At 74.4% G+C, this 18,118-nt stretch carries 16 protein-coding genes; 7 read left to right on the top strand and 9 right to left on the bottom strand.

Going from position 1 to position 18,118, the window contains the following annotated elements:
- Positions 1-5 precede the first annotated feature (5 nt).
- Positions 6-1,382: an NAD(P)/FAD-dependent oxidoreductase gene (locus GVV04_RS11000; protein WP_161687241.1), complete on the top strand. Its 1,377-nt coding sequence runs from the start codon at positions 6-8 to the stop codon at positions 1,380-1,382.
- Positions 1,383-1,393: 11 nt separating this feature from the next.
- Here GVV04_RS11000 and GVV04_RS10995 read toward each other — a convergent pair whose 3' ends face one another.
- Positions 1,394-1,768, bottom strand: a complete 375-nt coding sequence (locus GVV04_RS10995) for a DUF3499 domain-containing protein (RefSeq protein WP_161687239.1) — start codon at positions 1,766-1,768, stop codon at positions 1,394-1,396.
- A 175-nt stretch (positions 1,769-1,943) separates the two neighbouring features.
- On the opposite strand from GVV04_RS10995, the gene GVV04_RS10990 reads away from it, so the two are divergent.
- Positions 1,944-2,393, top strand: coding sequence for a metallopeptidase family protein (locus tag GVV04_RS10990; protein WP_161687237.1), 450 nt, complete (start codon positions 1,944-1,946; stop codon positions 2,391-2,393).
- 100 nt (positions 2,394-2,493) lie between these two features.
- Here the strand turns inward: GVV04_RS10990 and GVV04_RS10985 are convergent, their stop codons facing one another.
- From GVV04_RS10985 to GVV04_RS10975, 3 genes are all read right to left on the bottom strand, one after another.
- A complete protein-coding gene (locus GVV04_RS10985; protein ID WP_007074725.1) occupies positions 2,494-2,751 on the bottom strand; it encodes a WhiB family transcriptional regulator in 258 nt (85 codons plus the stop codon).
- 715 nt (positions 2,752-3,466) lie between these two features.
- Positions 3,467-6,067: a bifunctional FO biosynthesis protein CofGH gene (locus tag GVV04_RS10980; RefSeq protein WP_161687235.1), complete on the bottom strand. Its 2,601-nt coding sequence runs from the start codon at positions 6,065-6,067 to the stop codon at positions 3,467-3,469.
- A gap of 165 nt (positions 6,068-6,232) precedes the next feature.
- Positions 6,233-7,261, bottom strand: a complete 1,029-nt coding sequence (locus GVV04_RS10975) for a hypothetical protein (protein WP_161687233.1) — start codon at positions 7,259-7,261, stop codon at positions 6,233-6,235.
- Between the two features lie 100 nt (positions 7,262-7,361).
- Between GVV04_RS10975 and cofD the strand changes: the two genes are divergently transcribed.
- Positions 7,362-8,312: a 2-phospho-L-lactate transferase gene (gene cofD / locus GVV04_RS10970; protein ID WP_161687231.1), complete on the top strand. Its 951-nt coding sequence runs from the start codon at positions 7,362-7,364 to the stop codon at positions 8,310-8,312.
- Positions 8,309-9,394, top strand: a complete 1,086-nt coding sequence (locus GVV04_RS10965) for a coenzyme F420-0:L-glutamate ligase (RefSeq protein ID WP_161687230.1) — start codon at positions 8,309-8,311, stop codon at positions 9,392-9,394. The genes cofD and GVV04_RS10965 overlap by 4 nt, the downstream gene beginning before the upstream one ends.
- 37 nt (positions 9,395-9,431) lie before the next feature.
- On the opposite strand, the gene GVV04_RS10960 is transcribed toward GVV04_RS10965, so the two are convergent.
- The gene (locus GVV04_RS10960; protein WP_161687228.1) at positions 9,432-10,427 is read right to left on the bottom strand and encodes an ArsR/SmtB family transcription factor; all 996 of its coding nucleotides are present in this window, start codon (positions 10,425-10,427) and stop codon (positions 9,432-9,434) included.
- Between the two features lie 420 nt (positions 10,428-10,847).
- On the opposite strand from GVV04_RS10960, the gene GVV04_RS10955 reads away from it, so the two are divergent.
- Positions 10,848-11,444 carry an NUDIX hydrolase gene (locus tag GVV04_RS10955; protein WP_161688343.1) on the top strand — a complete coding sequence of 199 codons (597 nt, stop codon included), beginning with the start codon at positions 10,848-10,850 and terminating at the stop codon, positions 11,442-11,444.
- Between the two features lie 107 nt (positions 11,445-11,551).
- Here GVV04_RS10955 and GVV04_RS10950 read toward each other — a convergent pair whose 3' ends face one another.
- Together GVV04_RS10950 and GVV04_RS10945 are read right to left on the bottom strand one after the other, a co-directional pair.
- A complete protein-coding gene (locus GVV04_RS10950) occupies positions 11,552-12,643 on the bottom strand; it encodes a mannose-1-phosphate guanylyltransferase (RefSeq protein ID WP_161687226.1) in 1,092 nt (363 codons plus the stop codon).
- Positions 12,644-12,695: 52 nt separating this feature from the next.
- The gene (locus GVV04_RS10945; protein WP_161687224.1) at positions 12,696-13,841 is read right to left on the bottom strand and encodes a glycosyltransferase family 4 protein; all 1,146 of its coding nucleotides are present in this window, start codon (positions 13,839-13,841) and stop codon (positions 12,696-12,698) included.
- A gap of 151 nt (positions 13,842-13,992) precedes the next feature.
- On the opposite strand from GVV04_RS10945, the gene GVV04_RS10940 reads away from it, so the two are divergent.
- The gene (locus GVV04_RS10940) at positions 13,993-14,682 is read left to right on the top strand and encodes a TIGR03089 family protein (protein WP_161687222.1); all 690 of its coding nucleotides are present in this window, start codon (positions 13,993-13,995) and stop codon (positions 14,680-14,682) included.
- A gap of 56 nt (positions 14,683-14,738) precedes the next feature.
- On the opposite strand, the gene GVV04_RS10935 is transcribed toward GVV04_RS10940, so the two are convergent.
- Positions 14,739-16,784: an acetoacetate--CoA ligase gene (locus tag GVV04_RS10935; protein WP_161687220.1), complete on the bottom strand. Its 2,046-nt coding sequence runs from the start codon at positions 16,782-16,784 to the stop codon at positions 14,739-14,741.
- Positions 16,785-16,878: 94 nt separating this feature from the next.
- Entirely contained in the window at positions 16,879-17,397 is a 519-nt protein-coding gene (locus tag GVV04_RS10930) for an acyl-CoA thioesterase (protein ID WP_161687218.1), read from the bottom strand.
- Positions 17,398-17,420: 23 nt separating this feature from the next.
- On the opposite strand from GVV04_RS10930, the gene GVV04_RS10925 reads away from it, so the two are divergent.
- Positions 17,421-18,089 carry a hypothetical protein gene (locus tag GVV04_RS10925; RefSeq protein WP_161687216.1) on the top strand — a complete coding sequence of 223 codons (669 nt, stop codon included), beginning with the start codon at positions 17,421-17,423 and terminating at the stop codon, positions 18,087-18,089.
- The last annotated feature ends 29 nt before the right edge of the window (positions 18,090-18,118 follow it).

The raw sequence follows: 18,118 nt of genomic DNA, 5'->3' as shown, positions 1-18,118 counted from the left end.
CCGTCATGCGTTATCAGGAGCTGTCGTACTGGCTGTCCACCGTGGACGAGCCGCTGACGCCCCGCCCGCCGCTGGGCGGGGACGCCGACGCGGATGTGGTGATCGTCGGGGCCGGGTACACCGGGCTGTGGACGGCGTACTACCTCGCGGTCGCCGACCCGACGCTGCGGATCACGGTGCTGGAACGGGAGGTCGCCGGGTTCGGCGCGTCGGGGCGCAACGGGGGCTGGTGCTCGGCACTGTTCCCCACCTCGCTGCCGGCGCTGGCCCGCCGGCATGGCCGGGACGCGGCGCTGCGGATGCAGCGGGCCATGCAGGAGACCGTCCGCGAGGTGGGTCGGGTGGTCGCCGCCGAGGGGATCGACTGCGACTGGCAGCTCAGCGGGACGGTGGTGCTGGCCCGCAGCGAGGCCCAGCTCGGCCGGGCCCGGGCCGAGGTGGCCGAGGCCCGCGCGCACGGCCTGGGCCCCGACGACCTGGTGCTGCTCGACGCCGCCGAGGCCGCCGCCAGGTGCGCCGCCGAGGGGGTACGCGGCGGGACGTACACCCCGCACTGCGCGGTGGTGCACCCGGCCCGGCTGGTCCGCGGGCTGGCCCGGGCGGTCGAACGCCTCGGGGTGAGGATCCACGAGCGGACGCCGGTGACCGCGATCCGGGCCGGGGCGGCGGTGACCCCGGTCGGGACGGTCCGGGCGCCGGTGGTGGTGCGGGCGACGGAGGGCTACACGCCGGGGCTGCCGGGGCAGCGGCGGGTGGTGGCGCCGGTCTACTCGCTGATGGTGGCCACCGAGCCGCTGCCCGAGCAGACCTGGGCGCGGATCGGTCTGGCCCAGCGGGAGACGTTCTCCGACCACCGGCACGTCATCATCTACGGCCAGCGCACCGCCGACGGGCGGCTGGCGTTCGGCGGGCGGGGCGCCCCGTACCATTTCGGGTCCCGGGTCTCCCCCGGCTACGACCGGGAGCCGCAGGTCTTCGTCGCGCTGCGCCGGGTGCTGGGCGAGCTGTTCCCGGTGCTCGGGCCGGAGGTGCCGGTCAGCCACACCTGGGGCGGGCCGCTCGGGGTGGCCCGGGACTGGTCGGCCTCCGTGGGGTTGGCCGCCTCGACGGGGCTGGCCTGGGCGGGCGGGTACGTCGGCGACGGGGTCGGCACCACGAACCTCGCCGGGCGTACCCTCGCCGACCTGATCCGGGGCGCGGAGAGCGACCTGACCTCGCTGCCGTGGGTGGGGCACCGCTCGCCGCGCTGGGAGCCGGAGCCGGTGCGCTGGCTGGCCGTCAACGCGGGCCTGAAGGTGATGTTCTCCGCCGACCGGGCGGAGCTGCGGACGGGCCGGCCGTCCCGCCGGGCGGCCCTGTTCAACCGCTTCCTGGGCCACTGACCCCGGCGCGGTCAGTGGTTGGGCGGGATCACCCGGAGGTGGCCACGACGGCCGGTCTGCGGGTGCTGGGGGTACTGCTGGTGGTGCTGCTCGTCCGGAGGGCGGGGCGGCGCGGGCCGGGCCGCCTCGCGGACCGCCTCGGCGAGGGCGACGAGGTCGTCGGCGCTGGGCGGCGGAGGCTCGAACTCGCCCTCGTGGCGGACCACGTTCCAGCCCCGGGGGGCGGTCAGACTGCGGGCGTGCTGCTCACAGAGGTCGTACGTGTGCGGCTCGGCGAAGGCCGCGAGGGGCCCGACCACGGCCGTCGACTCGTTGTAGACATAGGTCAATGTGGCGACCGCTTGCCGGGGGCAGGCGTTTCGGGAGCAGCGCCGTGGTGACCTCACGGCGGGAGGGTATCTCCCTTACCGGGTCCGACGCACTGGTTCGCGTTGCGACACGCCCGTCATCGAGATCACAATTCGCAACATCCGACGAGCAGGACAGTGGCCCGGGCGGGGCGGCGCGCCGCAGGAGCGGTACAGCCGGGGGCCGGGCCGCGCAGCGGGCTACCCTGTGCGCATGACCAGTCCGGAACACCGCCGCCCCAGTTCCGGCCGGCGCGCCCACCGTGACCGGCACGGGCGGGGTCTGCGTGGGCGGCTGGTGCCGGCGACGGTGCCGCTGGCCCGGACCAAGGCCGAGGTCTTCGACGATCTCGTGCTGGACACCGTGGAGACCCTGGAACGACGGTTCGCGAAGGAGCTGGCCGGCGTCGAGTTCGCGGTGGAGGACGTGCCGCCGGACCTCAACGTGTACGACTCCGACGTGCTGGAGGACGGCGAGGTGCCGCTCGCCCGGCTGCTACCCGGCCGCCCCGGCCGGCAGGAGGTGCCGCCCCGGATCGTGCTCTACCGCCGTCCGCTGGAGTTCCGTGCCATGGACCGGGAGGACCTGGCCGACCTGGTGCACGATGTGATCATCGAGCAGGTGGCGAACCTGCTCGGGGTCGACCCGGACGAGCTGGCCTGAGCCCACCCGACGCCGGGCCGTGGGCCTCGTCGGGCGGCCCGCATCGCCCCGGGCCGACTGCCTGAGCCGGGCGGCCCCCACCGCCTCGGCCCGGCAACGCTCAGGCGGCCCGCCGCTTGAGCTTGCGCCGCTCCCGTTCCGAGAGCCCACCCCAGATCCCGAACCGCTCGTCGTGGCCGAGAGCGTATTCCAGGCATTCGGTCTTGACCTCGCAACGCGAGCAGATTCGCTTCGCCTCGCGGGTCGAGCCGCCCTTCTCGGGGAAGAACGCCTCCGGATCGGTCTGGGAGCAGAGTGCCTGCTCCTGCCACTCCGGCGCGTTTCCGAGCAGGTCGGCCACCTCAAGCTGGCCGTCCATCTAAAGATGCCTCCTTGTCGCGCACCGGCGTCGTCGCCGCTGCAACCCCCCACACGGAAGGCGTGCTTGTCCGTACGGTTCCGATTTGTTGCGTTCCGCGCGAACAACCCCATTCAAATTACACGCGTGTAATGCGTGCGCCGTCAAGCCGGACTTGATAATGGAGTCGCCCTCCCGACACGCCACAGGCGACCGCTCCGGCCGCCCAGCCTCGCAACCTGCCCTATCGATTCAGACCCCGGACGAGTAACGCCCTCCTCGGCGAGTTGCCCGAGTTTTCTGCCGTGGCGGTCCACCAACCGACGCCATCGGACGCGCCGACGGCAGCCCCGACGAGGTGCCCCACCCACAATGCTGATCTTGGTGGGGCACAGGTTAACGCGACTCGGCCGCGATCGCCCGTCGAGCGGAGACCGCCAACCAGGCCCCGTCCACATCGTGGGCCTGGCGCGGCGGCCGAACCTGATCGGAGGATCAGCGAAGGGCCGATAGTTCCCTGTTCGCGCAGGACCATTCGGCCACCGCTCCACCTGAGACGATCACCGGACCGACGGGTCCACCGCGTCCCATCAGGCGGTATAGACGCCCGCCTGCGGGACGGGGGCGACCGGCACTGTGGAGGGCACCGCCCCGCCCGGCCTCTCCCGCGCGGAGAGGCCCTGACCAGCCCGGCCGGTCGCTGGCGTCACCTTCACCGGCGCCGCGAGGCTCGACGCTACGGCCGCGCGTGGCCGTACGCGGTCGTCCGCTTGCGGGCCGGCCGCCCGGCCGCCTCGGCGATGCCCCGCAACTGCTCCTCGGTGCGCGCGGAGCCGTTGCCCGAGCCCGCCATCCGGGAGATCGTCTCCTCCATCAGGGTGCCACCCAGGTCATTGCAGCCCCCGTTGAGCATCGCCACCGTGCCCTCGTCTCCGAGCTTCACCCAGGAGCACTGGATGTTGGCGATCCGGCCGTGCAGCAGCAGCCGGGACATCGCGTGCACCACCCGGTTCTCCCGCCAGGTCGGCCCGGGACGGGCGATCCCGGCGAGGTAGATCGGGGCGTTGGTGTGCACGAACGGCAGCGCCACGAACTCGGTGAACCCGCCGGTGCGGTCCTGCACGCCGGCCAGCACCCGGAAGTGGGCCAGCCACTGCCCGGGGTGGTCGACGTGGCCGTACATCATGGTGGAGCTGGACCGGATTCCCAGCTCGTGCGCCGTGCTGACCACGTCGACCCAGGCGGCGGCCGGCAGCTTGCCCTTGGTGAGCACCCACCGCACCTCGTCGTCGAGGATCTCCGCGGCGGTGCCCGGAATGGTGTCCAGGCCGGCCTCGCGCAGCCCGGTCAGCCACTCCTTCACCGGCACACCGGCCTTCGCCGCCGCCGTGACGATCTCCATCGGGGAGAACGCGTGCACGTGCATCCCCGGCACCCGGGCCTTGATTGCCCGGATCAAATCCGCGTACCCGGTGACCGGCAGCTTGGGGTCGATGCCGCCCTGGAGGCAGACCTCGGTGGCCCCGCCGGCCCACGCCTCCTCGGCCCGGTCGGCGACCTGGCCGGCGGAGAGCCGGTACGCGTCGGCGTCACGTTCGCGCTGGGCGAAGGCGCAGAACCGGCAGCCGACGTAGCAGACGTTGCTGAAGTTGATGTTGCGGTTGACGACGTAGGTGACGTCGTCGCCGACGGCGTCACGGCGCACGTCGTCGGCGAGCCGGCAGAGTCGGTCCAGCGCCGGGCCGTCGGCGGCAAACAGCGCCAGGGCCGCGTCGGCGTGCCGGGGGTCGAGCAGCGCCGCCGGGTCGTCGGCGGCCAACCGCAGCCCGGTACGCAGGTCGGCGTCGCCCGAGCCGGCGGACGCCCCCGCAGCCACGCCGGGCGCACCGGGGCCCGCGTCGGACTGGGCCGCCCCGGCGAGAGCGGGCTGGGGCCGGGCCGCCCCCGCGAGGCTGGCGTCGGCCTGGAGGGCGACCTCCGACCAGTCCCCGTAGACGCTGTCGAAGTCGCCGCGCCGGTCGTCGGTGCGGCCGGTGGTGTCGATGGTGGCGTGCAGGTCGGTCCGGCCGCCGCCGAAGACCTCCTCCGGCTCCTGCCAGGGAAGGCCCACCGGGCGGGCCGCCTCGACCGCGAGCCCGGTCGCCGGATCGGCCAGCGCCGACACGTGCGGCAGCAGGCGCGGGTCCAGCCACGGGTCGCCGGCCCGGACGTACTCGGGGTAGATCGTCAGCCGCTCGCGCAGCGTGAAGCCGGCCTGCGCGGTGTGCCGGGCCAACTCGTCGAGCTGCGGCCAGGGGCGCTCCGGGTTGACGTGGTCCGGGGTGACCGGCGAGACGCCGCCCCAGTCGTCGATGCCGGCGCGCAGCAGCAGGTCGTACTCGCCCGCGATGAGATTCGGCGGGGCCTGGATGCGGGCCTTCGGCCCGAGCAGCACCCGGGCCACCGCCACCGTGGCGGCCAGGTCAAGCAGCTCGGCGTCGGGCATGCCGCGCATCGCCGTGTCCGGCTTGGCGCGGAAGTTCTGCACGATCACCTCCTGGAGGTGGCCGTACCCGCGCTGGGCGCGGCGGATCGCGAAGATCGCGTCCACCCGCTCCGCCGGGGTCTCGCCGATGCCGATCAGGATGCCGGTGGTGAACGGCACGCCGACCCGTCCTGCGTCGTCGAGCACCCGCAGCCGGACGGCCGGCTCCTTGTCGGGCGAGCCGAAGTGCGGGCCGCCCGGCTCCGACCAGAGCCGGGTGGCCGTGGTCTCCAGCATCATCCCCATGCTCGGCGCGACCGGCTTGAGTCGCTGCAACTCCGACCAGGAGAGCACGCCCGGATTGAGGTGCGGCAGCAGGCCGGTCTCCTCCAGCACCGCCACCGCGCAGGCGCGCAGGTAGTCGAGGGTGGAGTCGTACCCCCGCTCGTCCAGCCACTCCCGGGCCGCCGGCCAGCGCTCCTCCGGCCGGTCGCCGAGGGTGAACAGCGCCTCCTTGCAGCCCTGGGCGGCGCCCTCACGGGCGATGGCCAGCACCTCGTCCCGGTCGAGGAACGCGGCCGGCAGCCGGTGCGGGACGGTGGCGAAGGTGCAGTAGTGGCAGCGGTCCCGGCACAGCCGGGTCAGCGGGATGAAGACCTTCTTGGAGAAGGTGACCACGCCTGGGCGGCCGGCCTCGCGCAGGCCGGCGTCGCGGATGTCACCGGCGACGCGGAGCAGTTCGTCCAGGGCCGGGCCCCGGGCGGCGAGCAGGGCGGCGGCCTCGTCGACGTCCAGCGCGAGCCCGGACCCGGCCCGACGCAGCGCGCGTTCGATGCTGGCCGCGGTGGGGCGGGGCTCGGTGCGATCAACCATCCACCCAGCCTATGCGCTGGTTCGCACGCGTCTCTACCGCGCCCGCGCCCACTCTGCGCGGCGGAGGAAACCGGCCCCGGCGGCACGCGAAGCCCCACGCCACCCGGGCCTTCGGGCGCATCTGTTGTCGCAGTGACGGCAGATGCGCCCGAAGTGCGGCGGCGGTCAGTCCTCGCGGTGGAAGCGCTGGGTGCGGTCGCTGTCGGAGTCCTGCTGCCCGCCGGGCGTGCCCGGCTCGGTGGGCTGACGCGGGATGGCCTGGGTCGGTTCGGCCGACGGCGGCTGGCCGAACGGCGGCGCGGGCTGCGTTGCGGGGAACGGCGGTGCCGACTGCGGCGGGGTGAACGGCGGGGCCGAGTACGGCGGCGCCGACTGCGGGGCCGGGGCCGGGAACGGCGGGGCCGACTGCGGCGGAGTGAACGGCGGGGCCGAGTACTGCGGGGCCGGCGCGAACGGCGGGGTCTGCTGGCCGGACTGGCCGTACTGGCCGGCTGCCGGACCGGGCTGACCGGGCTGGCCGAACTGGCCGCCGGGCTGGTTCGGGGCCGGGTAGCCGGCCTGCTGGCCGGGGGCGGGCCAACCGCCCTGCTGCGCCTGGGGGGCCCAGCCGCCCTGCGGGCCGGGCTGGCCCTGCTGCTGCGGCCAGCCGGGCTGCGGCTGCCCGTACATGCCCGGGGCCGGCTTGGGCTTCGGGGTGAAGTAGTGGGCACGCCAGATCCGGACCACGACGTACGCGGCGGTCGCGAAGATCGCCAGCCAGGCGATCCGGGTGAGCAGGCCGAGGAACGCGTCGAGCACCTCCGCCTTGGCCAGCCGGTCCACCGTCCAGATCAGCAGGGTGAGCGCACCGAGCAGGGCGCCGAAGGCGTACTGGCCCAACGCCACCTGGGTGATCAGCTTGGCCCGGGGCGCCACCGGGGCGACGTGCGTGGCGAGCAGCACTGCCAGCACCGGCAGCACGGTCGCTTCCAGCCCGGCGAACGAGAAGAAGCTGCTGCCCGCCCGGCTGTAGAAGGTGCTGTAGTCGGTCGGGGCGAGCAACTGGATGACGCCGACGAAGAGCAGCACGGTGTTCGCGCCGAGCAGGACGAAGGCGATCAGCTCGCGTAGCGGATCGGTGAGTTGGCGAGCCGGGGTGGCGGGGTGGGACGCGGGCGCCGCGTCACCAGACGCGGGCTCGGCGGGGCTGGTCACGAACTCCCCCTCGGAGGCGGTAACGGACAGTTGCCGACGTGAGCCTAGTCTCCCCGAGCACCGGCGCCGCCGGGGCGGGGCGTGGGGAAGGATGGACGCCATGCGCATCGTCGTACTGGCCGGCGGCATCGGGGGCGCCCGGTTCCTGCTCGGCGCCCGGGCCTATGCCCGCGAGGTGGGGGCCGAGGTGACCGCCGTGGTCAACGTCGGCGACGACCTCTACCTGCACGGGCTGAAGGTCTGCCCCGACCTGGACAGCGTCATGTACACGCTCGGCGGCGGCGCCGATCCCGAGCGGGGCTGGGGGCGGGTCGGCGAGACCTGGACGGTGAAATCGGAGCTGGCCGCGTATGGGGCGGAGCCGGCCTGGTTCGGGCTCGGCGACAAGGACATCGCCACCCACCTCGTCCGCACCACCATGCTGACCGGCGGGTACCCGCTGTCGGCGGTCACCGAGGCGCTGGCCACCCGCTGGCAGCCCGGCGTACGCCTGCTGCCGGCGACCGACGACCGGCTGGAGACGCACGTCGTGGTGGACGATCCCGCCGGTGGCCAGCGGGCGATCCACTTCCAGGAGTGGTGGGTACGGCACCGGGCGGACGTCCCGACCCACCGGTTCGTCTTCGTCGGCGCGGAGACCGCGAAGCCCGCGCCCGGCGTGCTGGACGCGATCGCCTCGGCCGACGTGGTGCTGGTCGCGCCGAGCAACCCGGTGGTGAGCGTCGCCCCGGTGCTGGCCGTGCCGGGGCTGCGGGAGGCGGTCACGGACGGGCCGGCCCCGGTCGTCGGCGTCTCCCCGATCATCGACGGCGCGGCGGTGCGCGGGATGGCCGACCGTTGCCTGGCCGTGGTGGGCGTCGAGTGCAGCGCCGCCGGGGTGGGCGGGCTGTACGGGAGCCGGTCCTCCGGCGGCCTGCTGGACGGCTGGCTCGTGGCGTCCGAGGATGCCGGCACCGTGGTGCCGGACGTGACGGTCCGGGCGGTGCCGCTGCTGATGACGGACGAGGCGGCGACGGCGGCGATGGTCCGGGCCGCGTTGGAGCTGGTGTGAGGCTGGAGATTCTGCCGGTGCTGGGCATCGGCGACGTGACCGAGGGCGACGACCTGGCGGCGCTGATCGCGACCGCCGCGCCGTGGCTGCGCAACGGCGACGTGCTGGTGGTCACCAGCAAGATCGTCTCCAAGTCCGAGGGAAGGCTGGTGGACGTGCCGGCCGACGGGCCGGAGCGGCTGGCCGCCCGGGACGAGGTGCTGGCCGCTGAGACCGCCCGGGTGGTGGCCGCCAGGGGGGCGACCCGGATCGTGCAGACCCATCACGGCTTCGTGATGGCCTCCGCCGGGATCGACGCCTCGAACGTCGACAAGACCCGGCTGGTGCTGCTCCCGAAAGACCCGGACGCCTCGGCGCGGGCCCTGCGGGCGGCCCTGCGCGAGCGCTACGACCTGGACGTCGCGGTGATCGTCAGCGACACCATGGGCCGGCCCTGGCGCAACGGGCTCACCGACGTGGCGCTCGGGGTCGCCGGGATGCCGGCGATCCGCGACCACCGGGGCGAGGTCGACCCGTACGGCAACGAGCTCCACCTCACCGAGATGGCCGTGGTGGACGAGCTGGCCGGTGCCGGAGAGCTGATCAAGGGAAAGTGCGACCAGGTGCCGGTCGCGGTGGTCCGCGGGTACCTCACGGCCGCCCGGGACGACGGCCCCGGCGCACGGGAGCTGGTCCGCGACGCGGAGCTGGACCTCTTCTCGCTCGGCACCGCCGAGGCGACGGCGGCCGGGCTGGCCGCCGCCGCGGTGCTGCCGGACGGCCCGGGCGAGGCCCCGGTCGACCCGGCCGCCGTGCGGCGGGCGATCGCCGCGGTGGCCGGCGTGGTCGCCCCCGGCGCGGTGTTCACCCACGTCACCGACGACGACGTACGCGCCATGCTGGTCGCCGCCGTGCCCCGCTGGCCGGAGCGGGCCACCGCCCTGGTGCTCGGCGAGCTGCCGGCCCCGGTGGACCCCGCGGACCTGGTGCGCTTCGGCGCGGACCTGCAACGCCTGCGCACCGCGCTGGCCGCCGAGGGGATTCCGTCGGCGCTGCTGTCACCGCCGACCGGCAGCACGGCCAGCGCCGCGCTCGCCCTCTGACACCTGATCCTTGCCCGCCGGCTGGCGGCGGTTCCGCTCAGGCGTCGAGGATGGCGCGGCCCAGCGGGGTGAGGGTGTGCAGCACCGTGTTGCGGTCCCGATGGCTGACCAGCAGGCCGGCGTTGCGCAGCACGGTGGCGTGCTGACTCGCCGCGGCCGGGGAGATGCGCAGGCGGCGGGCCACCTCGCCGGTGGTGCAGCCCTCGCCGGTGGCCTCCAGCACCGCCGCCCGGGTCCGGCCGAGCAGGGCGGCCAGCGCCTCCCGGCCGCTGCCGGTCGCGCCGCCCTCGCCGGGGGCGGGGGCCAGCCCGCCCAACCGGTCCACCGGGTAGACCAGCACCGGCGGCAGCGCCGGGTCGAGCAGCGCCACCGGAATGCTGGCGCAGAAGAACGACGGCACCAACAGCAGGCCCCGGCCGCCCAGGTGCAGCTCCCGGCTGTCCGGGTAGCCGCGGATCTCCAGCACCCCCTCCTCCCACCGGGCCATCGGGCGGAGGCTGGCCAACAGCCCCTCGACGCCCTGGTTCAGCAGGGACCGGGCCCGCCGAGTCCGGTCCGCCTCCACCGCGGCCTGGATGTGCGACCAGTACGGGCTGAGCGCCAGCGCCCGGTACTGCTCCATCGACTCGGTGAGGTGGCGCAGCATCTCGGGCTCGCCCCGGGCCAGCGCCGCCGCCGAGGAGGGCAGGGGATTCTCCGCGATCACCCGGGTGAGGTCCCGCTGCAGCAGCGGGACGGGCGTGCTCCGCACCGCGTCCAGCCCCGCCTCCAAGCCCTGGACGCTGTCGTGCGGGGTGAGGAAGTCGGGGAAGTAGCCCCAGCCCGGGTTCAGCGCGAACAGCAGCCGGAGCTGCTCCTTGCCGACGTGCCGGCGCAGCTCCCGGGAGACGCCGCGACGCCAGCCTGAGGTCAGCGGGTCCTGACGGCGCACCTGGAGCACGTGCATGCTGAGGGTCAGTTCCCAGAGCGGATCCGCACCCGGGGCGACCCGGGTACGAAGGATGTCCTCGGGGGAAAAGTGGATCTTCAGCATTGGAACGCTCCCGTGCCGGTGGACAGCGAGCGGGCCCGCTGACCGTTCGCACTGTACCCGGACGGCATTTATCTCCATTTTTAAGCGTGGGCTGAAAAACCTCGACGGCCCGGGCCCGACTTCGGCATGCTCTGTCTGCCCCGCAACGGGCCGGTCCGTCGATCGACGTCGGCCCGGGGCACCGGGGCCGGGGAGGATCCGGCGGCCGGGCGGCACCACGAGGGTCTGCGGCCCTTGTTCCGCAGGGGTGCCACCCGGCCACCGCCCCGGCCGCCCGCCAGGCCGGGGCGGCCGGCCGACCCAGAGCGCGATCCGAACTCGACGGGTCGCAGGGTCACGGGGCGAAGGTAGGCAGCGGACGCACGCGTCTAGAGTTTCCCCGTGCCAGCCGTGCGGAAGGGGCCCCTGGTGACGCCTCCGGTGGAGCAGGAATCCTCTCGTGACAGTGCCCCGGGCGTCGGGGCGTACGCGGCCCTGCACGCCGACGCGACGGCCCTGCTGGCCGGATGGACGCCGACCGGCGCGGCGGCCGGGGGGGCCCGGGACCGCACCCTCGACCTGCTGGCCGACGGGCCGGCGGCACTGGGCCGGGAGCACCGGGCCGGTCACATCACCGCGAGCGCGCTGGTCCTCGACGCCACCGGCGAGCGGATCCTGCTCTGCCTGCACGGCAAGTTCCACCGGTGGGTGCAGCTCGGCGGGCACTGCGAGCCCGGCGACCGGACGCTGGCCGGGGCCGCGCTGCGCGAGGCGGGCGAGGAGTCCGGCATCGCCGGCCTGGTCGTCGACCCGGTCCCGATCGACGTGGACATCCACCCGGTGGCCTGCCAGGGCGGCTCGCTGCACCACGACGTGCGTTTCGCGGTCTTCGCCCCGGCCGGCGCGACGGAACGGGTCAGCGACGAGTCCGAGGCGCTCGGCTGGTTCCCCCCGGACCGGCTGCCCGAGCCGCTGGCCGGCGGCACCGCCCAGCTCGTCGCCCCGGCCCTGGCCGCCCTGCGCCGCCGAGCCCGCTGAACCCGGGCCGGCCCGGGCCCGGCGACGAGCCGGCCCCAGGCTGACCCTGGCTGATCCAGGGCCGCCCCGGGTCCGGGCAACGGCCGCCGCCGCCCGGGTCGGACGGGTCAGATGTAGCTCTCCTCGCCCCGGTCCTTCAGCTCGTCGACGAGGGCCTTCACGTCCTGGGCGCGGTCGCGGGGGCAGACCAGCACCGCGTCCGGGGTGTCGACCACGATCAGGTCGTGCACGCCGAGCACGGCCACCAGCCGGCCGGAATGCGGGACCACAACCAGGTTGGTGCTGTCGCGCAACAGCACGCCCGGTTCGGCGTCCACGCCGAGCACCACGTTGCCGGCCGGGTCGGCCGGGAGCACGTCGCCGAGGGTGTGGAAGTCGCCGACGTCGTTCCAGCCGAAGTCACCGGGGACCGTCGCCACCCGGCCGGCGGTCGCCGCGCCCTCCATCACCGCGTAGTCGACGGAGATCTTCGGCAGGGTCTGCCAGACCGTGCCGAGGACGTCGTCCTGCTCCGGGGTGCCCCAGGCGGCGGCGATCGCGGTGATCCCGGCGTGCAGCGCCGGCTGCTGCCGGGCCAGCTCGGCCAGGAACACGTCGACCCGCCAGACGAACATGCTGGCGTTCCACAAATGGTGCCCCGAGCGCAGGTACGCCTCCGCCACCTCGGCGGCCGGCTTCTCCTTGAACTCCCGCACCGGCCGCAGCGGCCCGTCGCCGACCGGGTCGCCGGTGTGCAGGTAGCCGTACCCGGTCTCGGCCCGGGTGGGGGTGATCCCCACCGTCATGAGCAGCCCCTGCTCGGCGCCGCGCACCGCCTCGCGGACCGTGGCCACCCACGCGTCGACGTCCCGGATCAGGTGGTCGGCGGCGAAGGAGCCCATCACCGCGTCCGGCTCGCGCAGCGCGATCACCGCCGCGGCGAGTGCGATCGCCGCGCAGGAGTCCCGAGGGGAGGGCTCCACAAGGATGTTCTCCTCGGGCAGGCCGGCAAGCTGTCGCGCCACCGCAGTGACATGCGCGGCTCCGGTGACCACCAGGACGTGTTCCGGGGTGGTCAGCGGGGCCAACCGGTCCACTGTCGCCTGGAGCAGGGACGCGGGGGTGCCGGTGAGCGGGTGGAGGAACTTGGGATGGCCCGCGCGGGACAACGGCCACAACCTCGTGCCGCTGCCGCCCGCCGGGATGACGGCGTAGAGCATCAGCACATCATGCCCGAACCGCCACGCTACGGACGCACCGTCGGCCGAAGCCTCAGGCGCGGGCCCGGCTCCACGCCGCGATGTGCACCTCGGCGCTGGACTCCCAGGTGAACTCCTTCGCCCGGTCGAAACCGGCCTTGGCCAGCGACAACCGTCGCTGCTCGTCGTCCAGCAGGGCGACCAGGTCGGCGGCGATCTGGGCCGGGTCCTCGCTGGTGTAGGCGACGGCGTCGCCGCCGACCTCCGGCAGCGACAGCCGCGGGGTGGTCAGCACCGGGGCGGCGCAGGCCATCGCCTCCAGGATCGGCAGGCCGAAGCCCTCACCGTACGACGGGTAGGCGGCGACCAGCGCCCCGCCGAGGAAGCCCGGCAGGTCGGCGTAGCGCAGGTAACCCGGGCGGAGCAGCCGCAGGTGCGACGGCACCTCGGCGACCGCCCGGTCGATGTCGTCGTCGTGCCCCTGGCCGCCCGCGACGACCAACGCCGGCGGGTCGACCCGGTCGGCCACCGCCCGGACCCAGCCGCGGATCAGGTTGGGGACGTTCTTACGCGGCTCCTTCGCCCCGAGGAAGGCGATGTAGCTGCTGTCGCCGAGCCCCAGCCGGGCCCGGACCCGGGCCTTCTCCTCCTCGCCCGGGGCGTGGAAGGCGGCGTGGTCGACCCCGTGGTAGGCGACGTCGATCCGGGTCGGGTCGGCGTCGAGCAGGCGGATCAGCTCGTCCCGGGTGGCCTTGCTCGGCACGATCACCCGGCTGGCGCGGCGCAGCGAGGTCTTGATCGCGCTGCGGAAGAACGTCCGGCGGGACTTGTCGTAGTGCTCCGGCTCGGTGAAGAACGTCGCGTCGTGCACGGTCACCGTCACCGGGCAGCCCGCCCGCAGCGGGCACGTGTAGAACGGCGAGTGCAGCACCTGCGCGCCGACCTGCTGGGCCAGCAGGGGCAGGCCGGTCTGCTCCCAGGCGAGCCGGGCCGGCCGGTGCGCCACCGCGGCCGGGGCGGCGACGATCTCCGCGCCGGGCAGCATCCGGCTGTAGCGCTCCAGGTCGGTGCGGAGGCTGACCACGGCCAGGTCGACCCCCTGGCCGCACACCTTGCCGAGGGCGCCGAGCAGGCCATCGACGTATCGACCGACGCCACCGCGGTCGACGGGGACACTAGTGGCGTCGATGAGTACGCGGGGCGGGCGACCGGCGGTCACGGGGCGACTCCTTGCAGTGGCGAATCTGTGGGGAACAACACTCCGGGCAAGCCTACGCCGGAGCCAGGGCCGGGCGCTGACTGCGACCCGACGGTACGCCGACTTGTCCTTGTCAACGACTGCGGGCGCGGGGGGCGTATCGTTCGCGCCGATGGCCGACAACATTGCCCTGGTGTTCACCGACGCGATCGCGCCCGACCCCACCCGCCCCCTGTTGACCTGGTACGACGACGCCACCGGCGAGCGCGCCGAACTGTCCGGCGCGACGCTGGCCAACTGGGTGGCCAAGACCGCCAACCTGCTCGTCGACGAAATCGGCACCGGGCCGGGCGAGTCGGCCGCGGTGCTGCTGCCACCGCACTGGCAGACCGCCGCCGTGCTGCTCGGCTGCTGGTCGGTGGGGCTGACCGTGGCCGGCGGCCCGGGCCCGGCCGAGGTGCTCTTCGCCGCCGTCGACCGGGTCGCCGAGGCGGACGCCTGGCCGGCCGGCGAGCGGTACGTGCTCGCGCTCGCCCCGTTCGCCCAGCCGCTGCGCGAGGTGCCCGCCGGCTTCGCCGACTACGTGCTCGCCGTCCGGGCGCACGGCGACCACTTCACCCCGTACCCGAAGGGCGGGCCGCAGGACGCGGAGCTGCTGGCCCGCGCGGCCACCCGCGCGACGGAGCTGGGCATCGCCCGGGGCGACCGGGTCCTGCTGGACGCCGCCGCCCACCCCGACCCGGTCGACTGGCTGCTGGCCCCGCTGATGGCCGGCGCCACCGTCGTCCTCTGCGCCAACCTCGACCCGGCCCGCGTCCCCTCCCGCACGGACACGGAAAAGGTCACCCTGGCCCTGACCTGACGCCGATCAGCGGCGTGCGCCGCTTTCGCGGCACCGCCCCTGGATGATCGACGGGGTCAGGCGGGGGTCTGGGAGCCCGACTCCGAGCGGCGCTGGGCGAAGGCGGCGAAGGCCGTCAGGGACTCCGGGTTGGCCAGTGCGCCCCTGGCCGCCGCGTTGTCGACCGGGGTGCCGGTGAGAATCTTCTTCACCGGGACCTCCAGCTTCTTCGCCGACAGGGTGCGCGGGACGGCCCGCACCTGGTGGATCTCGTCGGGGACGTGCCTCGGCGAGAGGGCGGTACGCAGCTCGCGGCAGATCTTCTTGCGCAGGTCGTCGCCCAGCTCCAGGCCCTCGGCGAGCACCACGAACAGCAGCAGCTCCCCCGCGCCGCCCTCGTCGTCCTCCAGGTGCACCACCACCGAGTCGACGACCTCGTCCAGGCCCTCGACGACGGAGTAGAACTCGGCGGTGCCGAGCCGGACCCCGCCCCGGTTGAGGGTGGCGTCGGAGCGGCCGGTGATCACGCAGCCGCCCCGGTCGTTGATGGTGATCCAGTCCCCGTGCCGCCACACCCCCGGGTAGACGTCGAAGTACGCCTCCCGGTAGCGGGCGCCGTCCGGGTCGTTCCAGAACCCGACCGGCATGCTCGGCATCGGCGCGGTGATCACCAGCTCGCCCAGCTCGCCGACCACCGGGGTGCCGTCGGCGGAACGGGCCTCCACCTTCGCCCCGAGGGCCCGGCAGGTGATCTCCCCGGCGTGCACCGGCAGCAGCGGCACCCCGCCGACGAAGCCGGTGCACACGTCCGTGCCGCCGGAGAGGGACTGGAGCTGGAGGGCGTCGCCGACGTTGGCGTACACCCAGGTGAAGCCCTCGGCGGGCAGCGGCGCTCCGGTCGAGCCGACCCCCCGCAGCGCGGACAGGTCGGCGATCTCCCTCGGCACCAGCCCGGCCTTGCGGCAGGCCAGCAGGTACGGCGCGGAGGTGCCGAAGTACGTGGTGCCCGTCTCCTCGGCCAGTCGCCACAGCCCGCCCAGGTCGGGGTGGCCGGGGTTGCCGTCGAACAGCACGATCGCCGCGCCCACCGCCGGCCCGGAGACCAGGAAGTTCCACATCATCCAGCCGGTGGTGGTGAACCAGAGGAACCGGTCGCCCGGGCCCAGGTCGTGGTGCAGGGCGAGCATCTTCAGGTGTTCCAGCAGGATGCCGCCGTGGCCGTGCACGATCGGCTTGGGCAGCCCGGTGGTGCCGGAGGAGTAGAGCACGTACAGCGGGTGGTCGAACGGCACCGGGACGAAGGCCAGCGGCTCGTCGGTCGGCGCGGCCAGCTCGGCCCAGGAGACCGTGCCCCCGGGCGCGGCCTTCATCCGGTCCGGAGCGCCGCCCAGCGGCGCCGAGGCCGAATCATGGCCGCCGGCCCCGGCCGGGTAGAGGTACGGGACGCTGACGGTGTGCCGGAGCGACGGCAGGGCGGCCCGGATCGCGGCCACCTCGGCACGCCGGTCGACGGGCTTGTCGCCGTACCGGTAGCCGTCGACGGCGACGAGGACCTTCGGCTCGATCTGCCGCCACCGGTCGGTGACGCTGCGGGTGCCGAACTCGGGGGCGCAGGACGAGAAGACCGCGCCGAGGCTGGCGGTGGCCAGCAGCAGCACGTACGTCTCGGGGATGTTCGGCGCGTACGCGGCCACCCGGTCGCCCGGGCCGACGCCGAGCCGGCGCAGCCCGGCCGCCACCCGGCGGACCCGCTCGCGCAACTCGGCGGCGGTCAGGGTCTCCGGGGCGCGGGTCTGGCCGTGCGCGATCACCACCGGGTCGTCGTCGCCCAGCCCCGGCATCCGCAGCACGTTCTCGGCGTAGTTGAGGGTGGCCCCGGGGAACCAGCGGGTCCCCGGCATCACCGGGTCGGTCAGCGTGGCCGTCGGCTCGGTGTGCGCGACGACGCCGAAGTGGTCCCAGACGGAGCGCCAGAACGCGTCGAGGTCGGTGACCGACCACTGCCACAGCGCGTCGTAGTCGGCGAACTCCAGCCCGCGGTGCTCGGCCAGCCAGCGCAGGTAGCCGCCGATCCGGGACCGCTCACGCACGTCCGCCGGCGGCGTCCACAGCACGTCACCCACTGCTCCACCCTCCTCCGGGCCCCGCACCACCTTGTGACATGGGCCCTGGCGCCATCTTGCCCTACCTCGCGGCGGCACTGTCCGCCGAGCGGGGTCAGCTCTCCCGATGCGCCTGGATGGCGCGGCGCTTCGCGAGCCGGTGGGCGCGGCGGATCTCGGCCTCCCGGTAGCGGCGCTCGTCCTCCGGGGTCTCCGGCAGCACCGGCCGGACCGGGCGGGGCGCCCCGCCCACGTCCACCCCCACGAAGACCAGGTACGCGGTGGCCACCCGGACGGGCGCGTCCTCGGCCGAGTCCCAGCGCTCGGCGACCACCCGCACGCCCACCTCCATCGACGTCTGCCCGGTCCAGTTGACCTGGGCGTGCGCGTGCACCAGGTCACCCACCCGGACCGCCTCGGAGAAGATGATCTCGTCGATCGCGGCGGTCACCGCCGTGCCGCCGCTGTGCCGGGCCGCCGCCGCGCCCGCCACGTCGTCGACGAACTTCATCAACACCCCTCCGTGCACGGTCCCGTACAGATTGACATCGACCGCCGTCATGATTCGGCTGAGCGTGACGCGGGAGTACGAGGTGGGCTTGCCCTGCGGCGAGGCGGAGGGATGATCTGTCATGCGGGAAACGGTACGGTGCGCGGATGCGACATCTCTGGAGCTTCCTCGCCGGGTTGGTGGTGGCACCCGTCACCTGGGTGCTGGTCACCCTCGGACAGGACGGGTCGAGCCGCACGATCACCCGGTGGGTGGAGATCGGCACGTTCAACACGGCCAACCTGATCGAGCCGGCCGTCTACCTGGCCGTCGCCGGCATCCTGCTCGGCCTGCTGGGCACCCTGCGCGTCTCGCCGCTCGGCCCGCTGGTCGCGGGGCTGCTGCTGGTCGCCCCGTACGTCGGGATGTTCGTCACGCCGTTCGAGGTGCGCGACCTCCTCCCCGGGGATCGGAAGGTGCTGAGCGACCCGCTGCCGCTGCACCTGCCGGTGCAGAACGGCACCCTCTTCCTGCTCGGCGTGCTGCTGCTGATGGCCACGGCCAGCCGGCAGCGGTGGCGGCGCTGGCCGCAGCCGGCGACCGCCCCGGCCGGAAAGCCGGACGAGAACACCTTCACGCTCACCGACTGGCCGCCGCCCGGCAACGGCCCGGACCGGGACAGCGGCCCCGACCGGGACAGCGGCCCGCTCACCCTGGGCTACCCGGACCAGAGCGCGCCCGAGCCGCTGCCCCGGCGTACCGGCGGGGAGTCGCCGTGGTCGGCGCCGCCGCGTCCGGCGAACCGGCCGGAGGACACCACGACCGACCTCCGCTGATCGACGGCAGGGGGCAGGCGGGCGGAGGC

The sequence above is a fragment of the Micromonospora rubida genome, from assembly GCF_009908295.1.
GTDB classification, from domain to species: Bacteria; Actinomycetota; Actinomycetes; order Mycobacteriales; family Micromonosporaceae; genus Micromonospora; species Micromonospora rubida.
The sequence above is the reverse complement of the archived record's forward strand: the minus strand, read 5'-3'. Positions and strand labels throughout refer to the sequence as shown.

Coding starts and splice junctions, on each gene's coding strand:
- GVV04_RS11000 (WP_161687241.1), top strand. CDS start 6: ATGCGTTATCAGGAGCTGTCGTACTGGCTGTCCACCGTGGACGAGCCG.
- GVV04_RS10990 (WP_161687237.1), top strand. CDS start 1,944: ATGACCAGTCCGGAACACCGCCGCCCCAGTTCCGGCCGGCGCGCCCAC.
- GVV04_RS10985 (WP_007074725.1), bottom strand. CDS start 2,751: ATGGACGGCCAGCTTGAGGTGGCCGACCTGCTCGGAAACGCGCCGGAG.
- GVV04_RS10980 (WP_161687235.1), bottom strand. CDS start 6,067: ATGGTTGATCGCACCGAGCCCCGCCCCACCGCGGCCAGCATCGAACGC.
- cofD (WP_161687231.1), top strand. CDS start 7,362: ATGCGCATCGTCGTACTGGCCGGCGGCATCGGGGGCGCCCGGTTCCTG.
- GVV04_RS10960 (WP_161687228.1), bottom strand. CDS start 10,427: ATGCTGAAGATCCACTTTTCCCCCGAGGACATCCTTCGTACCCGGGTC.
- GVV04_RS10950 (WP_161687226.1), bottom strand. CDS start 12,643: ATGCTCTACGCCGTCATCCCGGCGGGCGGCAGCGGCACGAGGTTGTGG.
- GVV04_RS10940 (WP_161687222.1), top strand. CDS start 13,993: ATGGCCGACAACATTGCCCTGGTGTTCACCGACGCGATCGCGCCCGAC.
- GVV04_RS10930 (WP_161687218.1), bottom strand. CDS start 17,397: ATGACAGATCATCCCTCCGCCTCGCCGCAGGGCAAGCCCACCTCGTAC.
- GVV04_RS10925 (WP_161687216.1), top strand. CDS start 17,421: ATGCGACATCTCTGGAGCTTCCTCGCCGGGTTGGTGGTGGCACCCGTC.